24 protein-coding genes are annotated in these 18,881 nt (G+C 64.6%); 17 read left to right on the forward strand and 7 right to left on the reverse strand.

Translation table 11 applies throughout. The features are described 5' to 3' along the window. Nucleotides 1–17 precede the first annotated feature (17 nt). From Msi02_RS35380 to Msi02_RS35395, 4 genes are all read left to right on the forward strand, one after another. Entirely contained in the window at nt 18–182 is a 165-nt protein-coding gene (locus tag Msi02_RS35380) for a hypothetical protein (protein WP_204052188.1), read from the forward strand. A 5-nt stretch (nt 183–187) separates the two neighbouring features. Continuing rightward, the gene (locus Msi02_RS35385; protein ID WP_204052189.1) at nt 188–547 is read left to right on the forward strand and encodes a hypothetical protein; all 360 of its coding nucleotides are present in this window, start codon (nt 188–190) and stop codon (nt 545–547) included. 116 nt (nt 548–663) lie between these two features. Further along, nucleotides 664–861, forward strand: coding sequence for a hypothetical protein (locus Msi02_RS35390; RefSeq protein ID WP_204052190.1), 198 nt, complete (start codon nt 664–666; stop codon nt 859–861). 99 nt (nt 862–960) lie between these two features. Then, nucleotides 961–1,692, forward strand: a complete 732-nt coding sequence (locus tag Msi02_RS35395) for a GntR family transcriptional regulator (RefSeq protein WP_204052191.1) — start codon at nt 961–963, stop codon at nt 1,690–1,692. A gap of 16 nt (nt 1,693–1,708) precedes the next feature. Here Msi02_RS35395 and Msi02_RS35400 read toward each other — a convergent pair whose 3' ends face one another. Then, nucleotides 1,709–2,230, reverse strand: coding sequence for an Imm21 family immunity protein (locus Msi02_RS35400; protein WP_204052192.1), 522 nt, complete (start codon nt 2,228–2,230; stop codon nt 1,709–1,711). 131 nt (nt 2,231–2,361) lie between these two features. On the opposite strand from Msi02_RS35400, the gene Msi02_RS35405 reads away from it, so the two are divergent. From Msi02_RS35405 to Msi02_RS35445, 9 genes are all read left to right on the forward strand, one after another. Next, nucleotides 2,362–2,778 (forward strand): plasmid replication, integration and excision activator, encoded by a 417-nt coding sequence (locus Msi02_RS35405; protein ID WP_204052193.1) that lies wholly within the window; start codon nt 2,362–2,364, stop codon nt 2,776–2,778. Next, nucleotides 2,775–3,053, forward strand: a complete 279-nt coding sequence (locus Msi02_RS35410) for a hypothetical protein (RefSeq protein ID WP_204052194.1) — start codon at nt 2,775–2,777, stop codon at nt 3,051–3,053. The genes Msi02_RS35405 and Msi02_RS35410 overlap by 4 nt, the downstream gene beginning before the upstream one ends. After that, nucleotides 3,050–3,379, forward strand: coding sequence for a hypothetical protein (locus Msi02_RS35415; RefSeq protein ID WP_204052195.1), 330 nt, complete (start codon nt 3,050–3,052; stop codon nt 3,377–3,379). Before Msi02_RS35410 ends, Msi02_RS35415 begins: the two co-directional genes overlap by 4 nt. Before the next feature lie 87 nt (nt 3,380–3,466). After that, on the forward strand, nt 3,467–4,888 hold the full coding sequence (locus tag Msi02_RS35420) for an FtsK/SpoIIIE domain-containing protein (RefSeq protein WP_204052196.1): 1,422 nt from the start codon (nt 3,467–3,469) through the stop codon (nt 4,886–4,888). Then, nucleotides 4,885–5,067 carry a hypothetical protein gene (locus Msi02_RS35425; protein WP_204052197.1) on the forward strand — a complete coding sequence of 61 codons (183 nt, stop codon included), beginning with the start codon at nt 4,885–4,887 and terminating at the stop codon, nt 5,065–5,067. The genes Msi02_RS35420 and Msi02_RS35425 overlap by 4 nt, the downstream gene beginning before the upstream one ends. 38 nt (nt 5,068–5,105) lie before the next feature. Beyond that, nucleotides 5,106–6,680 (forward strand): replication initiator, encoded by a 1,575-nt coding sequence (locus tag Msi02_RS35430; RefSeq protein ID WP_239109042.1) that lies wholly within the window; start codon nt 5,106–5,108, stop codon nt 6,678–6,680. Continuing rightward, nucleotides 6,677–6,871 carry an excisionase family DNA-binding protein gene (locus Msi02_RS35435; RefSeq protein ID WP_139580423.1) on the forward strand — a complete coding sequence of 65 codons (195 nt, stop codon included), beginning with the start codon at nt 6,677–6,679 and terminating at the stop codon, nt 6,869–6,871. Before Msi02_RS35430 ends, Msi02_RS35435 begins: the two co-directional genes overlap by 4 nt. Continuing rightward, the gene (locus Msi02_RS35440) at nt 6,868–8,079 is read left to right on the forward strand and encodes a tyrosine-type recombinase/integrase (protein WP_204052199.1); all 1,212 of its coding nucleotides are present in this window, start codon (nt 6,868–6,870) and stop codon (nt 8,077–8,079) included. The genes Msi02_RS35435 and Msi02_RS35440 overlap by 4 nt, the downstream gene beginning before the upstream one ends. 527 nt (nt 8,080–8,606) lie before the next feature. Then, nucleotides 8,607–10,715, forward strand: coding sequence for an AIPR family protein (locus Msi02_RS35445; RefSeq protein ID WP_204052200.1), 2,109 nt, complete (start codon nt 8,607–8,609; stop codon nt 10,713–10,715). 105 nt (nt 10,716–10,820) lie between these two features. Here Msi02_RS35445 and Msi02_RS35450 read toward each other — a convergent pair whose 3' ends face one another. The 3 genes from Msi02_RS35450 to Msi02_RS35460 all read right to left on the reverse strand — a co-directional run bounded on the left by Msi02_RS35450 (nt 10,821) and on the right by Msi02_RS35460 (nt 15,156). Continuing rightward, a complete protein-coding gene (locus tag Msi02_RS35450; RefSeq protein ID WP_204052201.1) occupies nt 10,821–12,176 on the reverse strand; it encodes a restriction endonuclease subunit S domain-containing protein in 1,356 nt (451 codons plus the stop codon). Continuing rightward, nucleotides 12,173–14,107 carry a type I restriction-modification system subunit M gene (locus Msi02_RS35455; protein WP_204052202.1) on the reverse strand — a complete coding sequence of 645 codons (1,935 nt, stop codon included), beginning with the start codon at nt 14,105–14,107 and terminating at the stop codon, nt 12,173–12,175. Before Msi02_RS35455 ends, Msi02_RS35450 begins: the two co-directional genes overlap by 4 nt. A gap of 323 nt (nt 14,108–14,430) precedes the next feature. Beyond that, the gene (locus Msi02_RS35460) at nt 14,431–15,156 is read right to left on the reverse strand and encodes a phospholipase D-like domain-containing protein (RefSeq protein WP_204052203.1); all 726 of its coding nucleotides are present in this window, start codon (nt 15,154–15,156) and stop codon (nt 14,431–14,433) included. 165 nt (nt 15,157–15,321) lie between these two features. On the opposite strand from Msi02_RS35460, the gene Msi02_RS35465 reads away from it, so the two are divergent. The 3 genes from Msi02_RS35465 (at nt 15,322) to Msi02_RS35475 (ending at nt 16,799) form a co-directional block, all read left to right on the forward strand. Then, nucleotides 15,322–15,675, forward strand: a complete 354-nt coding sequence (locus Msi02_RS35465; protein ID WP_204052204.1) for a hypothetical protein — start codon at nt 15,322–15,324, stop codon at nt 15,673–15,675. Next, entirely contained in the window at nt 15,659–16,138 is a 480-nt protein-coding gene (locus Msi02_RS35470; protein ID WP_204052205.1) for a GntR family transcriptional regulator, read from the forward strand. Before Msi02_RS35465 ends, Msi02_RS35470 begins: the two co-directional genes overlap by 17 nt. A gap of 67 nt (nt 16,139–16,205) precedes the next feature. Further along, complete coding sequence (locus Msi02_RS35475; protein WP_239109031.1) at nt 16,206–16,799, forward strand: HD domain-containing protein; 594 nt, start codon at nt 16,206–16,208, stop codon at nt 16,797–16,799. Here the strand turns inward: Msi02_RS35475 and Msi02_RS35480 are convergent. Both Msi02_RS35480 and Msi02_RS35485 read right to left on the reverse strand, forming a co-directional pair. Further along, entirely contained in the window at nt 16,740–17,216 is a 477-nt protein-coding gene (locus Msi02_RS35480) for an NUDIX hydrolase (protein ID WP_204052206.1), read from the reverse strand. The genes Msi02_RS35475 and Msi02_RS35480 overlap by 60 nt on opposite strands. A gap of 2 nt (nt 17,217–17,218) precedes the next feature. Beyond that, nucleotides 17,219–17,959, reverse strand: coding sequence for an XRE family transcriptional regulator (locus Msi02_RS35485; protein WP_204052207.1), 741 nt, complete (start codon nt 17,957–17,959; stop codon nt 17,219–17,221). A 150-nt stretch (nt 17,960–18,109) separates the two neighbouring features. Here Msi02_RS35485 and Msi02_RS35490 point away from each other — a divergent pair, with 150 nt between their 5' ends. Continuing rightward, nucleotides 18,110–18,328, forward strand: coding sequence for a hypothetical protein (locus Msi02_RS35490; protein ID WP_204052208.1), 219 nt, complete (start codon nt 18,110–18,112; stop codon nt 18,326–18,328). Between the two features lie 177 nt (nt 18,329–18,505). Here Msi02_RS35490 and Msi02_RS35495 read toward each other — a convergent pair whose 3' ends face one another. Continuing rightward, the gene (locus tag Msi02_RS35495) at nt 18,506–18,862 is read right to left on the reverse strand and encodes a GntR family transcriptional regulator (protein ID WP_204052209.1); all 357 of its coding nucleotides are present in this window, start codon (nt 18,860–18,862) and stop codon (nt 18,506–18,508) included. Nucleotides 18,863–18,881 lie beyond the last annotated feature (19 nt).

Below are 18,881 nucleotides of genomic sequence, written 5' to 3' on the forward strand. Positions count from 1 at the left end.
CGGGCAATTGTTGGATCATGGCTGGTCAGTGTGGGTTGTGCGGAGGGCGGGGCTGGAAATACGCCAGTCCCCGGCGCGGTGTCGTCGCGGCCGAAGAGGGGGCTGGCGAGACCGTGGCGGGTGAGCGGGTCACGGTCGAGTGCCTGGGCTGCCAGGGCTCCGGCACGGTGCCGGAGGAGTGAGGCCGATGGCTACCCGCTGGCTCGACCAGATCGCCTCTCCTTCGCTGCCGCCCGAGGTGCCGCTGACCGCTGAGCGGGCGGCCGGGCTGCTGTCCGCCGAGTTGTCCATCGGGCACGGCATCGCCACTGACGTTCATGCCGGGCACGGCGTGGCGTTCCTGTCGGTCTGGGTTGACCTGCTCGTGTGGACCAACGGCCGGTGGTTCCGCTGGTCGACAGGGCGGCGCTCGGCCAGCGGCCGACTCGTGTTCGCCTTCGCCCCGGCGCACGACATCGTGACCACCGCCCGGCGGGTGGCGCTGCTGCGGGAGGAGTTGCGCCGCACGCACGCCTACTCCCGGTTCATCGAGGACGGCGGCGCATGACCGCCCGGCATCTGAGTCCTCACCTGCCGCGCCCCCAGGCGGATGCCGAAGCACTCGTATGGTTCGCGCCCATGCCCACCAGTCGAGAGCTCGTTTTGGCCTGGACGTGTGACTGTTTGGCGATCTTCTTCGAGCTGATCCAGTCGGGCGGGGTCGCCTTCATCAGGAAGACGATCCAGGACGAGCGTGCGCCGGTGATCGTCGAGACGCACCGGTGGCCGCTGCGGGAAGCATGGCTCACCTGGGCGGCGATGCTGGCCGGTCAGGTGCGGGTGAACGGGCGCGGCGGCGTGGTCGAGTCCTCAGGGCAGTGAGGAAACTCCCGCGCCGTCGCGCCTTCTGCTTTCCACGGGGCAGACAGAATCAGGACGGATAGCTAAGCTGACGACAAGTCGAGTTGTAGGGAAGTCGTCATGTCGTCCGAAGAGTACGCTCCGCCGAAGTACGCGCAGATCGTCCAGGCCATCCGGCGACGCATCGCGGACGGCACTTATCCTCCGGGCTCGCTCCTGCCGTCGGAGACGCAACTTATCAACGAGTTTCACGTCAGCCGGCCCACGGTCGTCCGCGCTCTGCAGGTCCTCCAGTTGCGCGGCGTGATCGAGCGGGAGCATGGCAAGGGCTCGTTCGTGAAAGCCACGCCGCCGGCCGCGGCTGAGGAAGCCTCCCGGCCCGGCCGGGCTGTACTCGACCGTGCGGAAGCCGACGAGAATGGCTCCCCGGTTAGCGTCGGGGCGCATCCGGCCCCTGCAAGCGTCGCCAAGCTCCTCGGCGTCCCCGAGAAGTCGCCCGTTATGATGCGGCGCGTCCTGTTCCGCGATGCCGACCGGCCGGTTGACCTCGTCACCATCTGGTGCCCGGTGGAGCTGGCCGAAGGTACCGGCCTGGGCCAGTCCGAACCGCTCACCGCCGGCATCCGGCAGCATCTCCAGCACACCAAGGGCCTCAAGCTCGAACACGTCGCGGAACGGCTCAGCGCACGGCACCCCTCGGCGGAAGAAGCCAAACTCCTGGAGCTTCGTAAGACCGCGCCCGTCCTCGGCGTGCTGGCCAGCGTCTACAACGGCGGCGGCCGACCCGCCCTCATCGTGGACCTGGTCCTCCCCGGCGACCTTCACGAACTGGAAGACGCCTACTCCCTTTGACGCGCTGGCGCTCGCCTCATGTGAACCGAACGAGGATCAGAGACGCCCTGGGATGCTCCACGTAGGCGGCGCGTACCGTGTACCGACCTGGGGCGAGGTCGATGACGAGACGATTTTCTGGCGCGACGTCGTCATGCCCATAAACGGAATCGAAGAGAACCAGCGGCTCCTCGACGGTATACGTCACCTCCTCGTCTTCTGGTACTGATTCTGCGTCCATGACCTCCGTAGCCACGTCCACCAGTTCTTGCTCTGAGTTCGCCCCAACCCAGCGGATGAGGGCCTTTCGCTCGGCGAGGAACGTCGTGAGCCATGGCTCGGATATGACCAAGGCTTCGGCCGGACCAACCTGAATCGGCCCGATGTACGACTGCACGGAGCAGGCGCGGCCGTAGTCGCCTTCGTCCTCGGAAGAGTCCATCGGCGCCCCGTGCCAGTACGGGAGTGCTGACTGCGGCACGAGGATGTGCGGGCCACCCAAGGTGTCCACCCACGTGAGCCCACGAAATTCCGCCCGCTTCGGGTCATTTGCGGTCATGTCGCAGAGCGTACGCAGGCAACACGTCAAGATTCTCGGCAACTCGACTTGTCGAGTGCGGAGAAGGTGGGCACTCTCAAATCAGCTTGACAATACGAGTTGTCGAGAGGGAGAGAGAAGGGAGATGTCTCATGGCACTACAAGGACCCATCCCAGTGACCTTCGACATGGTCTTCCCGCACGGCTGCTACGTCGTCGGGGAGGTCGAGCAGGTCAAGGACTTTGACGCATCGACCAACGGCCGGTTCGTCCAGGCGCGGGACAAGCAGACGGGGGAACTCGTCTGGCAGGTCGCCGTGATGGACGCCGACCCGACCCTGAAGCCCGCGCAGAAGACGGTGGCCGTCAAGATCCTGGCCCCCGTTCAGCCGGTGCCGCCGGCCCCCATGGCGGGCCTGCCGTTCACGCCCGTGGAGTTCGACGGGGTCAGCGTCACGCCGTACGTCAACCAGGCGGGCCGGCTGGCCTACTCGATCCGCGTGCGGGAGATGCGCGCTCCCCGCTCCAGTGGCGGCCGGGCCGCTGCTCAGGCGAAGGACGCGGCATGACGGGGCGAAGGACGGTGCCGCCGGTCAGCACAATCAACCTCAAGACCGGGCCGGGCGCATCGGCGGCCAACCACCCCTACCCGCAGCGATCGCCCGTCCTCGGGCTGGTCTTCGGCGGCGTCCAGGTGCTCGTCACCACCTCCGCCGGAGACCGGATCACCGTCGATGACCTGGAGTTCGCCCGCTGCCTGGCACGCGAGGCCGCCTCGTTCGCCCGGTCGGTGGAGCGGATGTTCCACGGCCTCCCGGACGGTGAGGGGGTGGCGGTCCGATGACGCCGGATGCCTACACCTACCTCACCATCTCCATCACCTCCGACGAGCGGCCACGGGTGAACGTCGGGTTCTACACCCCCGGCCTTCGCGCCGACGTCCGGAAGCTGGAGTCGGGGCGGCCGTACCTGGTCCTGGAGTCCGACGAGGCGTACGTCTCGATCTCCACGACCGGAGCCGGACCGGCCACCGCGAACGACGTGGAGACCGCCCGGCGCGTCTTCGACGCCGCCGCCCGGTATCTGGCCGACTGCGAACGCATGCACGCCAACCAGTCGGCCGACTCCGACCAGCTCGCCCTCCCCGTCGTCGGCGAGACGGCGGCCTGACATGCAAGCGGGGCCGCAGGAAGCGGCAACTTCCGGCGGCCCCTCAACTCTCCCTGACTGCGAAATCACGAGAGGACACGAAGTCTAATGTTCCGAAAACTGCCTGGCGACGAGGCACGTAACCTCGTCTCCACCACCCCAGACACCGCCGTGGTCTTCCGCCCGGCCGTCATGCAAACCCCCGCCATCGTCACCATCGTGATCTGGCTGTCCCGCCTCGTCGCGGGCCTGGTCCGCCTCGTCGTGCGGCATCCCGTCGCGGTGGCCGTACCCGTCGGCCTCGGGGTCATCTGGACCCTGTACGGCTGGCGCCTGGCCCTGGTGATGGCCGCTTTCCTGCCCTCGGCGGGCCTGTCGTGGGTGCTGCTGGATCGGGCCTCGTTCCTGCGTCTGGTCGGCTGGCCGCTGCTGGCCTGGTGGCGGCTTGTCGCCGTGTACCGGCGGCACTGGCAACCCGTGATGGTCGTCTCCGGCCTCGGGCGGCACATCCGAGGACGCGACTACCTGCCCCGCCTGGTCCGAGTGGAGTGCGACGGCTGGGCCGACCGCGTCAGCGTGAAGATGCTCAACGGCCAGGCCGTCACCGACTGGGCCGACCGCATCGAGCACCTGGCCCACGGCTTCGGCGCACCCTCCTGCCGGGTGGCCGTCGCGCGGGCCGGGCGGCTCGTGCTCACCTTCCCCCGGCGCGACCCCCTCGCCGAACCCCTGCCCGCCGTCCCCATCCCTGAGGTCGCCTCGGTGGGGCCGGTCGAGATCGGCAGGTGCGAGGACGGCTCACCGCTGCGGCTCAAGGTTCACGGCACGCATGTCCTGATCGCGGGCGCGACTGGGGCCGGTAAGGGCTCCTATCTGTGGGGGACGATCCGCGGGCTTCTCCCGGCGATGCGGGCGGGCCTGGTGCAGGTCTGGGCGCTCGATCCCAAGCGGATGGAGCTGTCCTTCGGCCGGGCACTGTTCGGCTCCCGGTACGCGGCCGATCCGAAGGAGTGCGCCGACCTGCTCGACGAGGCGGTCTCGGTGATGCAGGAGCGGGCCGACCGGTTCGCCGGCCTTCAGCGCTCCCACACGCCTACGCCTGCTGACCCGTTCGTCCTGGTGCTCGTGGACGAGGTGGCGTTCCTGACCGCCTACCAACCGGATAAGCAACTCCGTCAGCGGATCACGGCGGCGCTCGCCACCTTGACCACGCAGGGGCGGGCGGTCGGCGTCGGCGTCATGGCCGCGCTTCAGGACCCGCGCAAGGAGGTCATGAACATCCGCAACCTGTTCCCCGACAAGATCGCACTCCGGCTGGACGAGTCGGAACAGGTGGACATGGTCCTCGGCGACGGCGCACGGGACCGGGGCGCACTGGCCGACCACATCTCACCGGTCCCCGAGCTGGGTGCGGGCGTCGGCTACGTCCGGCTGGAGACCTCACCCGACCCGGTCCGCGTGCGGGCCGCGTACGTCTCCGACGCCGACATCTCCGCGATGGTCGCCGAGTTCGCGGGGGTGGGCCGATGATGCGTCTGGCTCACATCCTCGACGGCCTGCGCTGCTCGGGCTGCGGCGCGCTCGATGTGCTGTGGCTCGACCCGGTGCGCGGCATCGTCGAGTGCCACGAATGCGGCCAGAAAGCCACCGTCATCGTTGACGGCCTCGACCTGGTCGACGCCCTCGACAGGTGCGGGGGTGACTGGTGACCGACCCGCACGACCGCTCCACACCCCGCGCCGTACGGATGGCACAGCCCCTCGCCCGTGAGGTCGTGGAAGAGATCGCCAAACAGTACGGCGTGTGCATCCGCCCGGTACCGCTTCGGCGGCAGGACATCCTCACCGGACAGGTTGAGGTCATCGACGTGCCCTGCGGGGCCACGCTGGAGAGCAAGTGCCCACCGTGCGCCAAGCGCAACCGGCAACTCCGTAGGGCGCAGTGCCGGGAGGGCTGGCACCTCGACCACGAACCCGTGAACCTGCCCGACAACGCGGACGAGTACCAGCGTCACCTCGTCGAGCTACGGGCCGACGCCCAAGCCTGGCGGGACGAGGTCGAAAAGGCCGGCGGCGACACCACCGACCTGGACGCCGCCATCGAGGACCTGGACGAGGAGATCAACCGTGCGGGCATGCGCGGCAACGTCCTCGGCCGCACCTCCGGCAAGCGCTCGCGGTCCACGAAGCGGCGGCAGGACGCCCCGGACCTGCCCAAGCGGCAGATGACCAAGACCACCCTCGGGCGGACCTTCACCGGCTCGGACGGCAAGACCTACCGGCCGTCCATGTTCGTCACCCTCACCCTGCCCTCCTATGGCCGCGTGCTGGAGGGCGCGCCCCTCTACCCGGACCGCTACGACTACGCGCGGGCGGCCCGCGACGCCCTGCACTTCTCCAAGCTCGTCGATCGCTTCGTGCAGAACCTCCGACGAGTGGCGGGCTATGACGTGCAGTACTTCGCCACCGTCGAACCGCAAAAGCGGCTCGCGCCGCATCTGCATATGGCGATCCGCGGCACGCTCCCGCGTGCGGAGCTGCGGCAGATCATCGCCGCCACGTATCACCAGGTGTGGTGGCCCTCGACCGATGACGTGCGATTCGAGGGTGACCACCTGCCCGTGTGGGAGGACGGGGCCGGCTACCTCGACCCGACCACCGGGGAAGCCCTGCCGACCTGGGAACAGGCCCTCGACAAGCTCGACCAGGACAACGAGGCCGAACCCCTGCACGTGCTCCGCTTCGGCGACCAGCTCGACATACAAAGCGTCCTCGCCGGAACCCCGGATGCCGACCAGCTCATCCAATACCTGTCCAAGTACCTGACCAAATCCCTCGGCGACGCCCTCGGCACGGACGATGCTCGCCGGAAGGCACATGCGGAACGACTGCTGGAGGCGCTGCGTTTCGAGCCGTGCGCGCCGACCTGCCCGAACTGGCTCCGCTACGGGATCCAGCCCAAGGGCGCCAAGCCCGGTATGGCTCCGGGCCGGTGCAAGGGCAAGGCCCACAAGCCCGATCACCTCGGCTACGCGGGCCGCCGCGTGCTCGTCTCGCGGAAGTGGTCGAACAAGACCCTCACGGAGCACAAGCAGGACCGGCGTACCTGGGTCCTGGAAGCCCTCGGCCTGCCTGACAAGCCGGTCGATCCCCACCGCTACATCTGGCGACCGGTCAAGCCCGGTGATCCCGAACTAGCTCCGATCGGCGTGCGCTTGCTCCGCTCGGTCCATGAACGCCAGCGCTGGCGCAACCACATGAACCAACTCCAGGCACTCGGAGACGGCCAAGATCTTTCGGCAATCAGAGAGGAGGCTGCATGACAGGTGATCTCTCTCCCCTACTCCTCCGGCCAGAGGAGGCGGCAAAGCTCCTCGGCGTCGGCCGGACCAAGGTCTACGCACTGATCCGATGCGGATCTCTCCGCTCTGTCCGCATCGATGGCCTTCGCAGGATTCCCGCGACGGCTCTCGCCGAGTTCGTCGCCAATCTCGAACAGGAGCAAGCGGCGTGACCAAGAAGCGCGGTCAGAACGAGGACTCGATCTATAAGGATGGCGACCGGTGGCGCGGGGCGATCTCGCTCGGCTACGGACCGGACGGCAAGCGCATCCGGAAGAAGGTGTCGGGCAAGACACGAGCCGAGGTCGCCGAGAAGATCCGCAAAATCCGCGAAGGTCTGGACAAGGGCCTCCCGGTGCCCGACGACAAAATCACTTTGGGGGCCTTCCTCGATCGCTGGTTGGCCACCTTGCCCGGACACATCGCGGACTCGACCTTGGACGACTACGAGGACACCGTCCGACTGCACCTCAAGCCCACTCTCGGACGGCACAAGCTCACCGGCCTCACGGTCGCCCAGGTGGACGCGCTGTGGCAGACCAAGCGGGAACGGGGCTACAAGGGCAACAGCATCCGCAACATGCGGGCCGTACTCCGGAAGGCGCTGAGCCAGGCAGAGCGCGAGGGTCTGATCGTGCGGAACGTCGCGGCGCTCTCGCTGCCTCCTCGTATTCGGCAGTCAGAGGGGCGGACGCTCACAATCGATCAGGCGCACACGCTCCTCGACGCGGTCGCCGAACATCACCTCGGCCTGGTGGTCCTTCTCTCGCTCGTCTTCGGACTGCGGCGCGGGGAAGCCCTGGGGTTGATGTGGGACGCGTTCGATCCCGAGGCGAAGAGACTCCGGATCACTCATGCCGTGAAGCGGCTCAAGAACCGGGACGCGAATGCCGAGACCAGGACGAAGATCGTGATCAGCGAGGTCAAGACTCCGAAGTCACGCCGGACACTGGCGCTGACCTCCGAACTGGTCGACGCGCTCAAGGCGCACCGAGCCAAGCACAACGCCGCGCGGCTGAAGGCCGGCGACGCATGGCGGGAACACGGCCTGATCTTCCCCACCTCGTCGGGCCGTCCGTCCGATCCGGACAACTTCTCTCACGTCTTCTCGCGACTGACCAAGAGCGCGGGCCTGGGCCACTGGCACCCGCACGAACTCCGCCACTCCGGTGCCTCGATCATGCTCGCCCAGGGGACCCCCTTGCACGTGGTCTCCGAAGTCCTCGGGCACGCCAGCGTCGCGATCACCAAAGACGTCTACGGGCATCTCATGGAGGGTGACCGGCGGGCGGCGACGGAGGCCATTTCCGGCGCTCTGCTGGGGCAACGGAAGCGGGTGGCTCCCAGGGTGGCTCCCAACGACACCGAAGCGACCGGATGAGCCGCGAAAGCACAAGGCCCCTGACAGCGAAACTGCTGTTCAGGGGCCTGTCGTACGAGAGCCGCCTTGGGGAATCGAACCCCAGACCTTCTGTTTACAAGGGAAGGGCAGAAGCCTCGTAGGTGACGAGCGAAGCTGCTCGGGCGGCAGATCCAGACCGGTGGGATGAGACTGCGTGAGGTGCCGTTGCTGTACGCGTTGCTGTACAGCAACCACGTCCGATGGCCGGCCCTCGTGTTCCGATGCCAAGTGGACCCGGACCGCAGGGCCGCCAGGCCCGAGGACCGGAAGCCGCGCGGCAGCCCATCCAACAGCCACTTCAGAGATCGGTGCCTTGGCGCGTGGGTCGTGAGCTGCGGCAGGCCCCGCAGGACACCGTAGCTGTTTGATCACATCGCACATATCCCAAAAGAAGACAGCCAAGATCATAGGGGGATCTACTACATTCAGGGTGGTGCGATGACTGTCGGTCCTGCCCTGGAGAGGACAGACGGCAACCGCGCCATCGATCATGTGGGGTGAGTGAAGTGGCGTACCCGGTTCAAATCCGCAACCTCAAGCGGCAACTCAAGCTGCGGTTCCGGCCCCTGATTGACATGTCGGATTGGGCAGGGAGACCTGACGAGGAACAGTGCTTCCTGAGCCGGGCGGTGGCTGCGCTGGCGGTGAAACTGGAGACGGCGGCCTCGGACGAGGATGCCGCCCGAGCAGTCATCGATGGCACCACGGACCGTGGGATTGATGCCGTTGCAGTTGAGCAGCGCGGAGATCGTCAACACATCACGCTTGTACAGGCCAAGTGGAATGACAAAGGGGAAGCGGGCTTCGGCGAAGCAGACGTCTCCGCTGTCATGCGCGGCCTCGACTACCTGCTCGATTTGGACTTCTCCCGATTCGGCAGCAAGATTGATCGACATGCAGCGGAAATTGATGCTGCACTCAATAGCCCTTCTCCTAAAGTGACCCTAGTGCTGGCACTGGTCACCGGAAGTGATCTGCACCCCAACACCAGGGCCCTGCTAGAAGAAGAAGTAGACAAGCACAATCTTGATGACGATCTGGTCGACTACAAGATCCTGAACCTGCGCGATTTGAACCGAGAGATTCTAGGAGACCACGCCGAACGTAAGGTCAATCTGGATGTTCAACTTGACGGTGCAGGTAAAATAACTGAGCCATTTCTCGCCTATTACGGCACCATATCAGCCGGAGAAGTTGCGGATTGGTACGGGAAGTATGGGCGACACCTCACTGCTCGCAACATTCGAGATGCCCTTGATCTTAGTGATGTTAATGAAAAAATCAGGACTACTTTAATCAGAGAGCCTGAGTACTTCTGGTACCTGAGTAACGGCATCACTCTCATTTGTGATCGGATACGCAAGCACGGTAGGGGCTCCCCCGTTGCAGGACGGCTGGCAGGATTCCGACTTGAGGGCGCAAGTGTAATCAATGGCGCACAGACTGTGAGCGCCATCTATCGGGCAGTGCAGCAGAAGCCAGGAAAGGCGGCAGCCGGCCGGCTCCTAATTCGAATCATCTCACTGGAGGATTCTCCCGAAGATTTCGGAGACCGGATCACTGTCGCAGCGAATACCCAGAATCCAACCGAAGAGCGAGACTTCCGATCTCGTCGGCCCGAACAGGCTGATCTGCGTCATGAGTTTGCCCTATCGTTAGGGCTAAACTACGTGATCAAGCGTGGCGAGTCTGACCCGCCAGAAGCCGAAGGCTGCACGATGACCGAGGCTGCCCTCGCGCTGGCTGCTGTGAAATCTACAGAATTCACAGCAATTGCAAAGGGCAATGCCTCGGCGCTCTGGAAGAACCAATACTACCGCTCGCTGTTCACTGAGAAGCTTACCGCTCACCGGGTATGGCGATGCGTTCAACTCCTACGACGCGTACGCAAAGCTCTCGCCGAGGAACAGGAGCACCTTGCTGGTCGTGCTGCAAGTGTTGCGGCCTATGGCGATCTCCTTCTCACTCATGTCCTCTTTCGGACCATGGACACAAGCGATATTGACGCTGATGACGCAGATGCATCCGCCGCCTGGGAGGTGAGACTCGCTGAGGTTCGAGAGCGCGTCAGGAAGGCCCTGGGATGGCTGGTGATAGTTATCGACGGCGCCTACGGGGTGAATAGCCACATAAGTACGACTGTGCGTAGCCCCGATCGCGTTGAACTTGTCGCGAATGCGCTGTATGAGCGCGTCCTCAGCGGCGACGAACCCCCTAGCGGTTCTCTACCACTGCTGCATCAGGAGACAGGCATTTCTGCAACCTCTGCGCCACGTGCAGTGTGGAGGATCGTCGATGCCGGCCTGATACCGGATGGAGAAAGCTTGGAATTCCGCCCGGTTACTGCTCCTGAGCGTCGGCAATTGCCTAGATGGCTAGAAGAAGATTCAAACAGGGCTAGGGCCACGTGGCAAAACAACAAGAACAAGCCTCTTATTTGGCATGCGGACGGCGAGGCGTACGCGCCTTCTACGCTAGTGCGCAAGATGCGTCGAGAGGCGATGGGAAACGACCAGCAGATCCAGGGCACCTTGTATTGGCATGTTCCCGGCAAAGGCTCCCTGGTTGACATCGCCCAGGAGATCCGGGACAGCCCAGAGATTCAAGACAGCTAAACTACGAAGAAGTGGCGACGCTCGATTGCTTGGCCTAAGCCGTGCTCGGTACGGAGAAGCGGCACCCGCTTGCGCAAGATCGCCCCCCAAGCCCTCCCTGACTGATCAGATCTTTGGGGTCGCAATGGCGATCTCTGCTTCAATCATCTCGATTGCTCGGCTCTCTGCCTCGCTAGCCTTTGCAAAATCCTTCCAGCACTCGGTTGCGGCATCGCCCAGCGTATTGTCCATCGGAGGAAGGATTACTTCGCCGAGGTCCGACGGGCTCACCGCGTCCACAACAGAACCAGCAGAACACGCTTTGACTTGGATCTGCACCTGAGGGACAGCGAAGGCGAGATATAGCCAACCAGGATTGACGCCAGGATTAGGCTGCACCCGCATTACATGGTTGTTGGCCAACCACCCAGCCCTGTCTGAAGCAATAAAAGCTGGTTGAGCAATCCGCTCCTCTGCGCGGCCCTCCGCGCCAAACGCAATCATGCCCTCAGTCAACTCATAAGCAGAGTAGTCAAAGGACCGCGCGGCAATATACTTGAGATTGATCGGAAGCGACTGCAGTAATTGGCGGCCTGAGACGATCGGCCGTCCGTGGTCGGCATCGACGTAATATCGCCTGTAGCGGCCAGGGATGAATGACTCCGCAACGTCCCTGACGCGAACCCCACCAGCGTCTTTGAGAGCAGCGCGGATGTCGGCTACAGCGGGGTCATGAAACGCAGCGTCTAGACGCCCGTTGAGTCCTGCAGCATTGTGTGTCCACCCCGCAGCGCGCCGTTCTCTAACCGGAGGCTTTGGCAGAGTGGCTGCAAAGTCCCGTGTGACCTGGTCGAGCCGGATCCTGGCACGCTCTCGAAGCTCCGTGGCGTTTCGCATGAGATTAGATACTTCACGCTGCACCGGTCGTATGAACGGAACGGAAATCGCAGCCACTTGCTCCACGGTGATGTGATCGATAACCGATCCGCTCAGGTCGCCTCGGAGCAGATGCTGGCCGGTAGAGGTCCGCAGGAACGCGAGTGTGTAAAACCGGTCGACGTGGTCGTCGATCGACAGACGAATCATGTCGTGCGAGAGAGCAAATTTGGCGAGGTGATCATCAGCGATGGTCAGCGGCCCGAGGTTCCGGCCAGAGCAGCTCTGAAGCAGATCGCCTGCCTTGATCAGGTAATCATCAAGGTTTTCTGTGCGAGCGCGAGAGAGTCTGTCTGCCTCAAACGGAAGGTAATCAAACACGTCGTATGGTCGAAGGTAGGAGATGAACTCTTCGCCGGCAGCAGCGTAGGTGCGCTTGAACCGTCCCGGCGCCCGAACACTGGCATAATCGCCCAGCATCCTTAACTCGACATCGGCAAGGCCCGCGAGAGCGCCTCGGATCATCATGGCTGGTGCCGTGTGGTACTTGGCATCCAGCCGGCCGCTTGCGAGCAGCTCCCCGGCTTTCGTTGAAGTGACGATCATCGTTGCTCACTCAGCCAATGCAGGTATGCGATTGCGACCTCGGGCAACTCGTCATCAATCTGGCGCTCGGTCACTGTGACGTCGCGCAGAATCTCAGCACCAGTCGTCTGGTCGATCTCGACGACTGTCTCTGTACGGCTGACCAGCGCGTCTTCGCCGTCGGCCGTGCGACGGTAGATCACATTCCCTCGCTTGTCATGGCCGACCTTCTCCGCGACGGCCATGAACAGCGGGTAGTCGAGACCAGTAGTCTCCGCTTGGGCGACCTGGTCTGCGCTGAGTCTGCGCATCAGGACCATGGACGTCTGCGTGTCGTTCTTGGGCTGGAACAGGTCTCGGTGCATGTCCACTACCGCGAGGATCTGCGCGCGCCGAAGGAGCCAGTGGCGGACGTAGGCCAAGCCCGGGTTGTTGAGAATGCCATTCGGGATGACCATCGCCATACGTCCAGTGCCCGGCTTAAGCAGTTGGAGGGCTCGCTCGATGAACAGGATCTCTGGCGGCTGCGACTTCTGGAGCACGGGGTTGCCGTGGCGGTCCCGCCTGATCACCCAGTCGCCGTTCTCATCCTGGTCCCAGACAGCAGCGAGATCATACTGTGACAGAGTATCCGGGTCGTCGACGGGCAGCTTGGTGCCAAATGGCGGGTTGGACACGATCACGTCGATAGATCCCAGTGGAATGGCCTTGCGAAGTTCCGAGCGCCATGCGTGCGGGTTCTCCAGAGTGTTCGCCTGCCACAGTCCGCCAGAGCCGTCATTATTCATGACCATGTTCATCTTCGCGGCACGCACCAGTGCCGGGTTCAGGTCGATTCCAAAGATGCACTGCGACAGGAAATCCTGACGACGGCGGAATAATTCCTCTCGCTCGGCATCGGTCCCGTTAGAAGGGTCCTTCCATTCTGCGCGTTCAGTCCGCTCAATGTGGTTTAGGGCGTGATTCATCGCAGTGATAAGGAAGCCACCAGTACCACATGAAGGGTCGAGAATTCTTTCGTTAGGTTGCGGGTCAATCATCGTTACAGCCATGCGGCAGGCGTTCCGAGGAGTGAAGAACTCACCGCGATCTCCACGAAGATTCGAGCCCACAATTTCCTCGTACGCGACGCCCTTGACGTCGACCGGCGAGGCAAGGAGCGAGTACCCCTGCAGTTCGGTCACCACATAGGCGACAACGGACGGACTAAGGTCGATCTCAAGATCCCGAGCATCAAAGATTGTCGGGTATTTTTTGACGACCTTGTCCGTGAATAGCTTCTGGATGCGTCTCTTCGCCGCCGTCGCGACGGTCGCATTCTCCCGCTCGCTGGGGGTTGCATAAAAGCTAAGAGTACGGGATCGCTCGTCTTCAATCTTTGTAAAGATCAGCTTGAGTAACTCCCAGAAGGCATCCGTCTTCTGCTTACCCTCGTGAGCTGCGATATAGTTGTGACAGCGCCGGAAAGCGAATAGAAGATTATCGGCGGTTGCAACCTTTAGGTCACGCCGCTTAGGTCGCTGAGCGTCCTCCTCAGTCTGCCCAAATGCGGGGATATCAATGATTTCGTCGAAGACCCAGCCGCCCTTACCGTCGGGACGCTTGGCGTAACAAAATCGATCGTCGCCGTTCGTCCACATCCCGTACTTGACGTTAAGACAGGAGGCCATATACGACTGAAGCTGCCCGACACCTTCCGTCTTATGCGTCGGCTTGACGTCGGCTTTCTTTGTCTCAACCAGCAGGAAGGCGTTGGCTTGGGTGTGCTCTGAGCCAGGCTCGAAGACCACAATATCCACGCGCTTCCGCGCAGAGCCCATCTTAATTGCGAACTCGGGTTCACAGTCCTTCGCCGGGTACTTGTACTGCCTGACGAGAGCCTTCTCGATGTTCTGTCGGACGTATTCCTCGGGCGTGTCCCTGACCAACTTGCCGGTGAGGAAGTCCGTCACCTGCCCCTCCGGGACGGACCCGACAGGGACGACCGTAGGGCTGGTTGGGAGGGAAGGAGCAGACATGCAGTGTCCTTGGAGGCGAGGGTAATGTGTCCGTCCCGGCAGCCTAGGGGATTCTGTAGCTTCGCTACGCCAGGTCGGCACCATCGATCGCACGAGCTTGTCCTCCCTATACGGCAATGCGCGCGTGGGCGGCGCGGCCGCGACCGGCCGGAGAGCCGCAGCGCGGCCGACGATCGCCCGGCGCGCGGCGGGCCGCCGGAGGCGGACCGCCCTTGATAGCGAGAAGAAAAGTTGCTTTCGGCCGTGCAGATGGCTCATCAGCGGAGCGGTTCGGCTGCGGCCCAGACCCGCTCCAGGCTTCTGAGGTAGATGGCTGTGCTGTCTCCGTCCTTGGTGGCCGTGAGGTACAGCACGGGAGCTTGGGCCGCTGCGGTGCCGTAGGCGTGGACGTTTACGAGAAGTTCGCTGTCGGCCCGGTAGATGGAGTTGTAGAGCGTCGTGCGGTGGAGTCGGATCTCCACGCCGTCGATCTCGTGGAGCGGTCGGTACAGCATGAGGGCGTTGCGTATTCGGGCTGCCATGACGTCGGCTCCGATGCCTTCTTCGGCTCCTCGTGCGGCTACCTCGGGGCTCTGGGGGTCGCCGAGAAGGATGCGGATCTTCACGCCTACCTTGGCTCTGCTAGCGAGCAGGCGGATCATGCCGGTGTCTTCGGCGAGGAACAGGCTGCTGTAGGTCAGGATGTCGATCTCGTGACTTGCGCCTTGGAAGAGCCGCCGCCAGATGTTCTGCGGTACGGCCCAGCGGTGGGGATAGACGGCTTTCACTTCGTGGGAAATGGTTCGCCGCGGTTGGGCGACGTCGGGCCACAGGTCGCCTTCGTCGAGTTGGAGCATGTCGGCGAGTGCCCAGCGGTGGCGGGGGTAGGGGATGCGGCCTTTGAGCCAGCGGTCGACCGTCTTGGGGTCCACTTCGAGGGCGGCGGCGACGTCGATGGTTTCGAGTCTGGCCCGGGCAAGGGCGTGGCGCAGGGTGTCGCTCATGGGGGTGTACCTCCTGGGGCGGCGGCTCTGCCTGCGACGTTAACACGAGACGTCCCTAGACGTCCCTTAGTCGCGGTGTAGAGGTTCCCCCGCCTCGACGGAAGCTCGTTCGGTATGGGCGTGATGAACGCGCCCACCGCCAAGCCGAAAGGAGCGTGTCAGGGCATGGAGCAACTGCGGCCGATCCAGAAGCGGCAGCGCGAGTATCAGGAACAGCTCTTGACTGAGCTGCGGGATGAGCTGGAGGAGCGCGGGATCACGGCGGTCCTGATCGTGGATGAGAAGAACCGGCCCGCCTTGGACGCGACCGACAGTCGGCTACGGCCCCGCCGGGTCTATGTCCACCTGGCGTTCCTGTGGTTCTACTGGGGCGACCAGCACGACGAACGGGTCTCATGCCTGAAGCTGGGGCCGGCGGCCGACCGAATCGAAAAGGCGGCGCGCGAGGGCTGGCGCGACGGCGAACAGGGAGAGCTCGGTATCGACCTGACAAAGATTCTCGATGCACACCGCTCCTGAACGGCGCAAGGCGTGGCTGACCGGGCAACGAGTCTCTGGCAAGCTGGCCGAGCGGCTGCGCGAGCGGATCGCGACGGGTGTCTATCCGGCGGGGCGAGCGCTGCCCTCGGAGATCGCTCTGACGGCGGAGTTTCGCGTTGCCCGCAACACAGTGCGTCGCGCGTTGCGGGCCTTGGAGGCAGAGGGCTTGATCGTGACTGTCCCCTCGAAAGGGCGGCTTGTGCAAGGCGGTGACGCTCCCGTCGATGCCTCCTACCGGTATCAGCTCATCGCGCGGCAGTTGCGTGGGCGGATCGAGCGGGGCGACCTCGGCCCCGGGGACCTGCTGCCCAGCGAAGCGGAACTCCGGTGGCTCTACGAGGCATCGCGCAACACGGTACGGCAGGCGTTCGCGGAGCTGGAGCGCGAAGGGCTGATCGTGTCCCGGCAGGGCAAGGGCCGGTTCGTCCGCTCCGAGGAGTAGGACGTCCTAGGACGTCTAGGTTGGTGCCCTAGGTCGCATAGAGGCGGGTGCGCCTATCGTCTATCTCGTGGAGCAAGCTGCCTGGGCGCGTGATCTGGCCGAAGAACTCCTAGCCGAGCCGCTGCCCCGGCGCTGGGCACATACCCAGGGGGTGGCGGCTCGGGCCGTGTCGCTGGCCCCGATCCTCGGCGACGAGGCCGACACGCTGACCGCCGCCGCCTACCTTCACGACATCGGCTACTCCCCGGAGCTGGTCGACACCGGATTTCACCCCCTCGACGGCGCCCGCTACCTACGCGATGTGGCGGGCGCCGACGAGCGACTATGCCGTCTGGTCGCCCATCACTCCTGCGCGGTCAACGAGGCCACCGAACGCGACCTATACGACGCCTTGACCAAGGAGTTCGCCCCGGAGCGGCGAGAGCTGGCCGACGCGCTGACCTACTGCGACATGACCACCGGTCCCGACGGCCGGCACCTCGACGTACACGAGCGGCTCGCCGAGATCCATTCCCGTTACGGTCCCGATCACCTCGTCAGCCGCTCGATCACCACTTCGACACCCTGCATCCTTGCCGCGGTTCGGGCGGTGGAGGCGGCGCTAACCGACGTGAGGCAGGGCGGTGCTGGTGAGGTAGTGACCGATCCGCAGGGCCATTGAGCGGTCCATCGGCAGCGTCGCCACCTCGGCGCGTGGCACCCATCGGACCTCGGTTGACTCGCTGCTCGGGGTCGGTTCGCCGCTGATGGCGCGGGCGGTGAGGACGATGGAGAACTCCTGCCGGGCCTCGCCGTTCGAGGTGTAGAGAATCACGTGGCGGGGGTCGGTGTAGGTGCCGACGAGGCCGGTGATCTCACAGACGATGCCGGTCTCTTCGAGGGTCTCGCGTACGGCGGCCTGGGGAAGGGATTCGCCGAGGTCGATGGCACCACCGGGGACGGCCCAGTTACCGTTGTCACTGCGGCGGATCATCAGGATGTCCCCGGCGTCGTTGGTGACGACGACGTTGACGGACGGGACGAGGCTGTTCGGCTTTGGAGCGTCAGGGTCGTCGTAGTAGTCGATGCGGCGGGCCACGATCACGACTCTACCGGCGTGGCCTGCTCCCACACCCGTTCGAAACTGTCGACATAGGTGGTGACCATGTCCCCGCCTAACACCTTGCGCAGGTGCAGAACGGGGGCGTTGCCGGCGGGCACGCCGTACACGTGAGTGTTGACGAGAAGCTGATCGTCGCCGCGGTAGATGGAGTTGTACAGCACCGTCCGATGAAGACGGATCTCCACCCCTTCCAGGCCGCGGATGGGCCGGTAGAGCACGAGGACATTGCGGATCTTGGCGGCCATGCCGTCGTCAATGCCTTCGTCCGCGCCGCGCTGGGCGACTTCGAGGCTGTTGGGGTCGCCGAGCAGGATGCGTACCCTCACTCCGGCGGCGGCCTTCTCGCCGAGCATGCGGACGATTCCGGCATCGTCGGCGAGGAACAGGCCGCTGTAGACGAGGACTCCGATTTCCTGCGTGGCGGACGCGAACAGACGTCCCCAGGCGTCCCGGGGGACGGCCCAGCGGTGCGGATAGACGGTGATGATCTCGCTCTCGGACGCTGAGGCCACCTGTTCCCGGGTCAGGGCCTCGGGCCACAGGTAACTCTCGTCCATCCCAAGGTGAGCGGCGACGGCATACCGGTGTTTTCGGTACGGTGCGCGGCCTTTGGTGATCCAGCGTTCGACGGTCTTGGGGTCCACCTGGATCGCGGTCGCCAGCTCGCTGATGCTCACCCCGCGTTCCAGAAGGGCCGCGCGTAGTCGCTCGTTGGCCATCTCACCTGCCGCGTCAGGACGTCCAGGGACGTGGCAATCGTAGACGGGACGTCTTGAACATGTCCCGTCGTGTAGTGATCTCGTCCTGCCCTTCCGTCGCACTCTCGGTGTCACAACGCACCACTACCTGCGACGAAAGGAGAACGACCAATGACAGACACCACGATCACCCCTCCGGAGGAGGTGCCCGGCTGCGAGTGCGGGGCGCTGCTGGAGGAGGGGCAGACCCGCTGCTCCAAGTGCATCGCTCGTGACCGGTGGGCACGCCGTCAGGTCGCCGGCCGCAGAGCCGCTCGGCGTCGCACCATCACCCGCCGTCCCCCGCGCGGCCCGCTCGGCGCCACAGCCCTGGGGGTGATCTGGTCGTGAGCGCACTGCCTCTGATCATTGCCCTGACCTTGGCCGCGGTCGTGGCCGTCGGCTACGTGACGGTCCTGGTCGGCATCCGGCGGGAGGACAAGGCCATGCGCGGTGGGGTCGCCTCCGGGGATGCGTCCGCGCGGCTCGCTCGACACGTCACCGGCTTAACGGTCCGGGACGGTGGTCCTAACTCTCGGATCGCTGAGACAAGGTCTCTTCGACCCGTGCCAGGCGTTCCGACAAGTCCTGTACGGCGGTGCGTAGCGCGATGACCTCGCTCGCCAAGTCGCCCGCCGGCCCCGGGTCGGTGCCCGGGACGTCTTCGCGGACGAACACGCCCTTGCCCTGCTGGCCGATGACCAGGCCCTCGGTCCGCAAGATCCCGACCGCGAGTTTCACGACGCTGAGCGAGGCGTCATACCGGGCGGCGAGCTGGGTGGTCGACGGCAACGGGGAGCCGGGCGGCAGGGATCCGCCGCGGATCTGCTCGCGCAGATCATCGGCGATCTGGAGGTAACCAGGCCGTCCCGTCTTCTTGACCATGCCTCTCCTGACGTAGGGC

Source organism: Microbispora siamensis (assembly GCF_016863095.1).
GTDB classification, from domain to species: domain Bacteria; phylum Actinomycetota; class Actinomycetes; order Streptosporangiales; family Streptosporangiaceae; genus Microbispora; species Microbispora siamensis.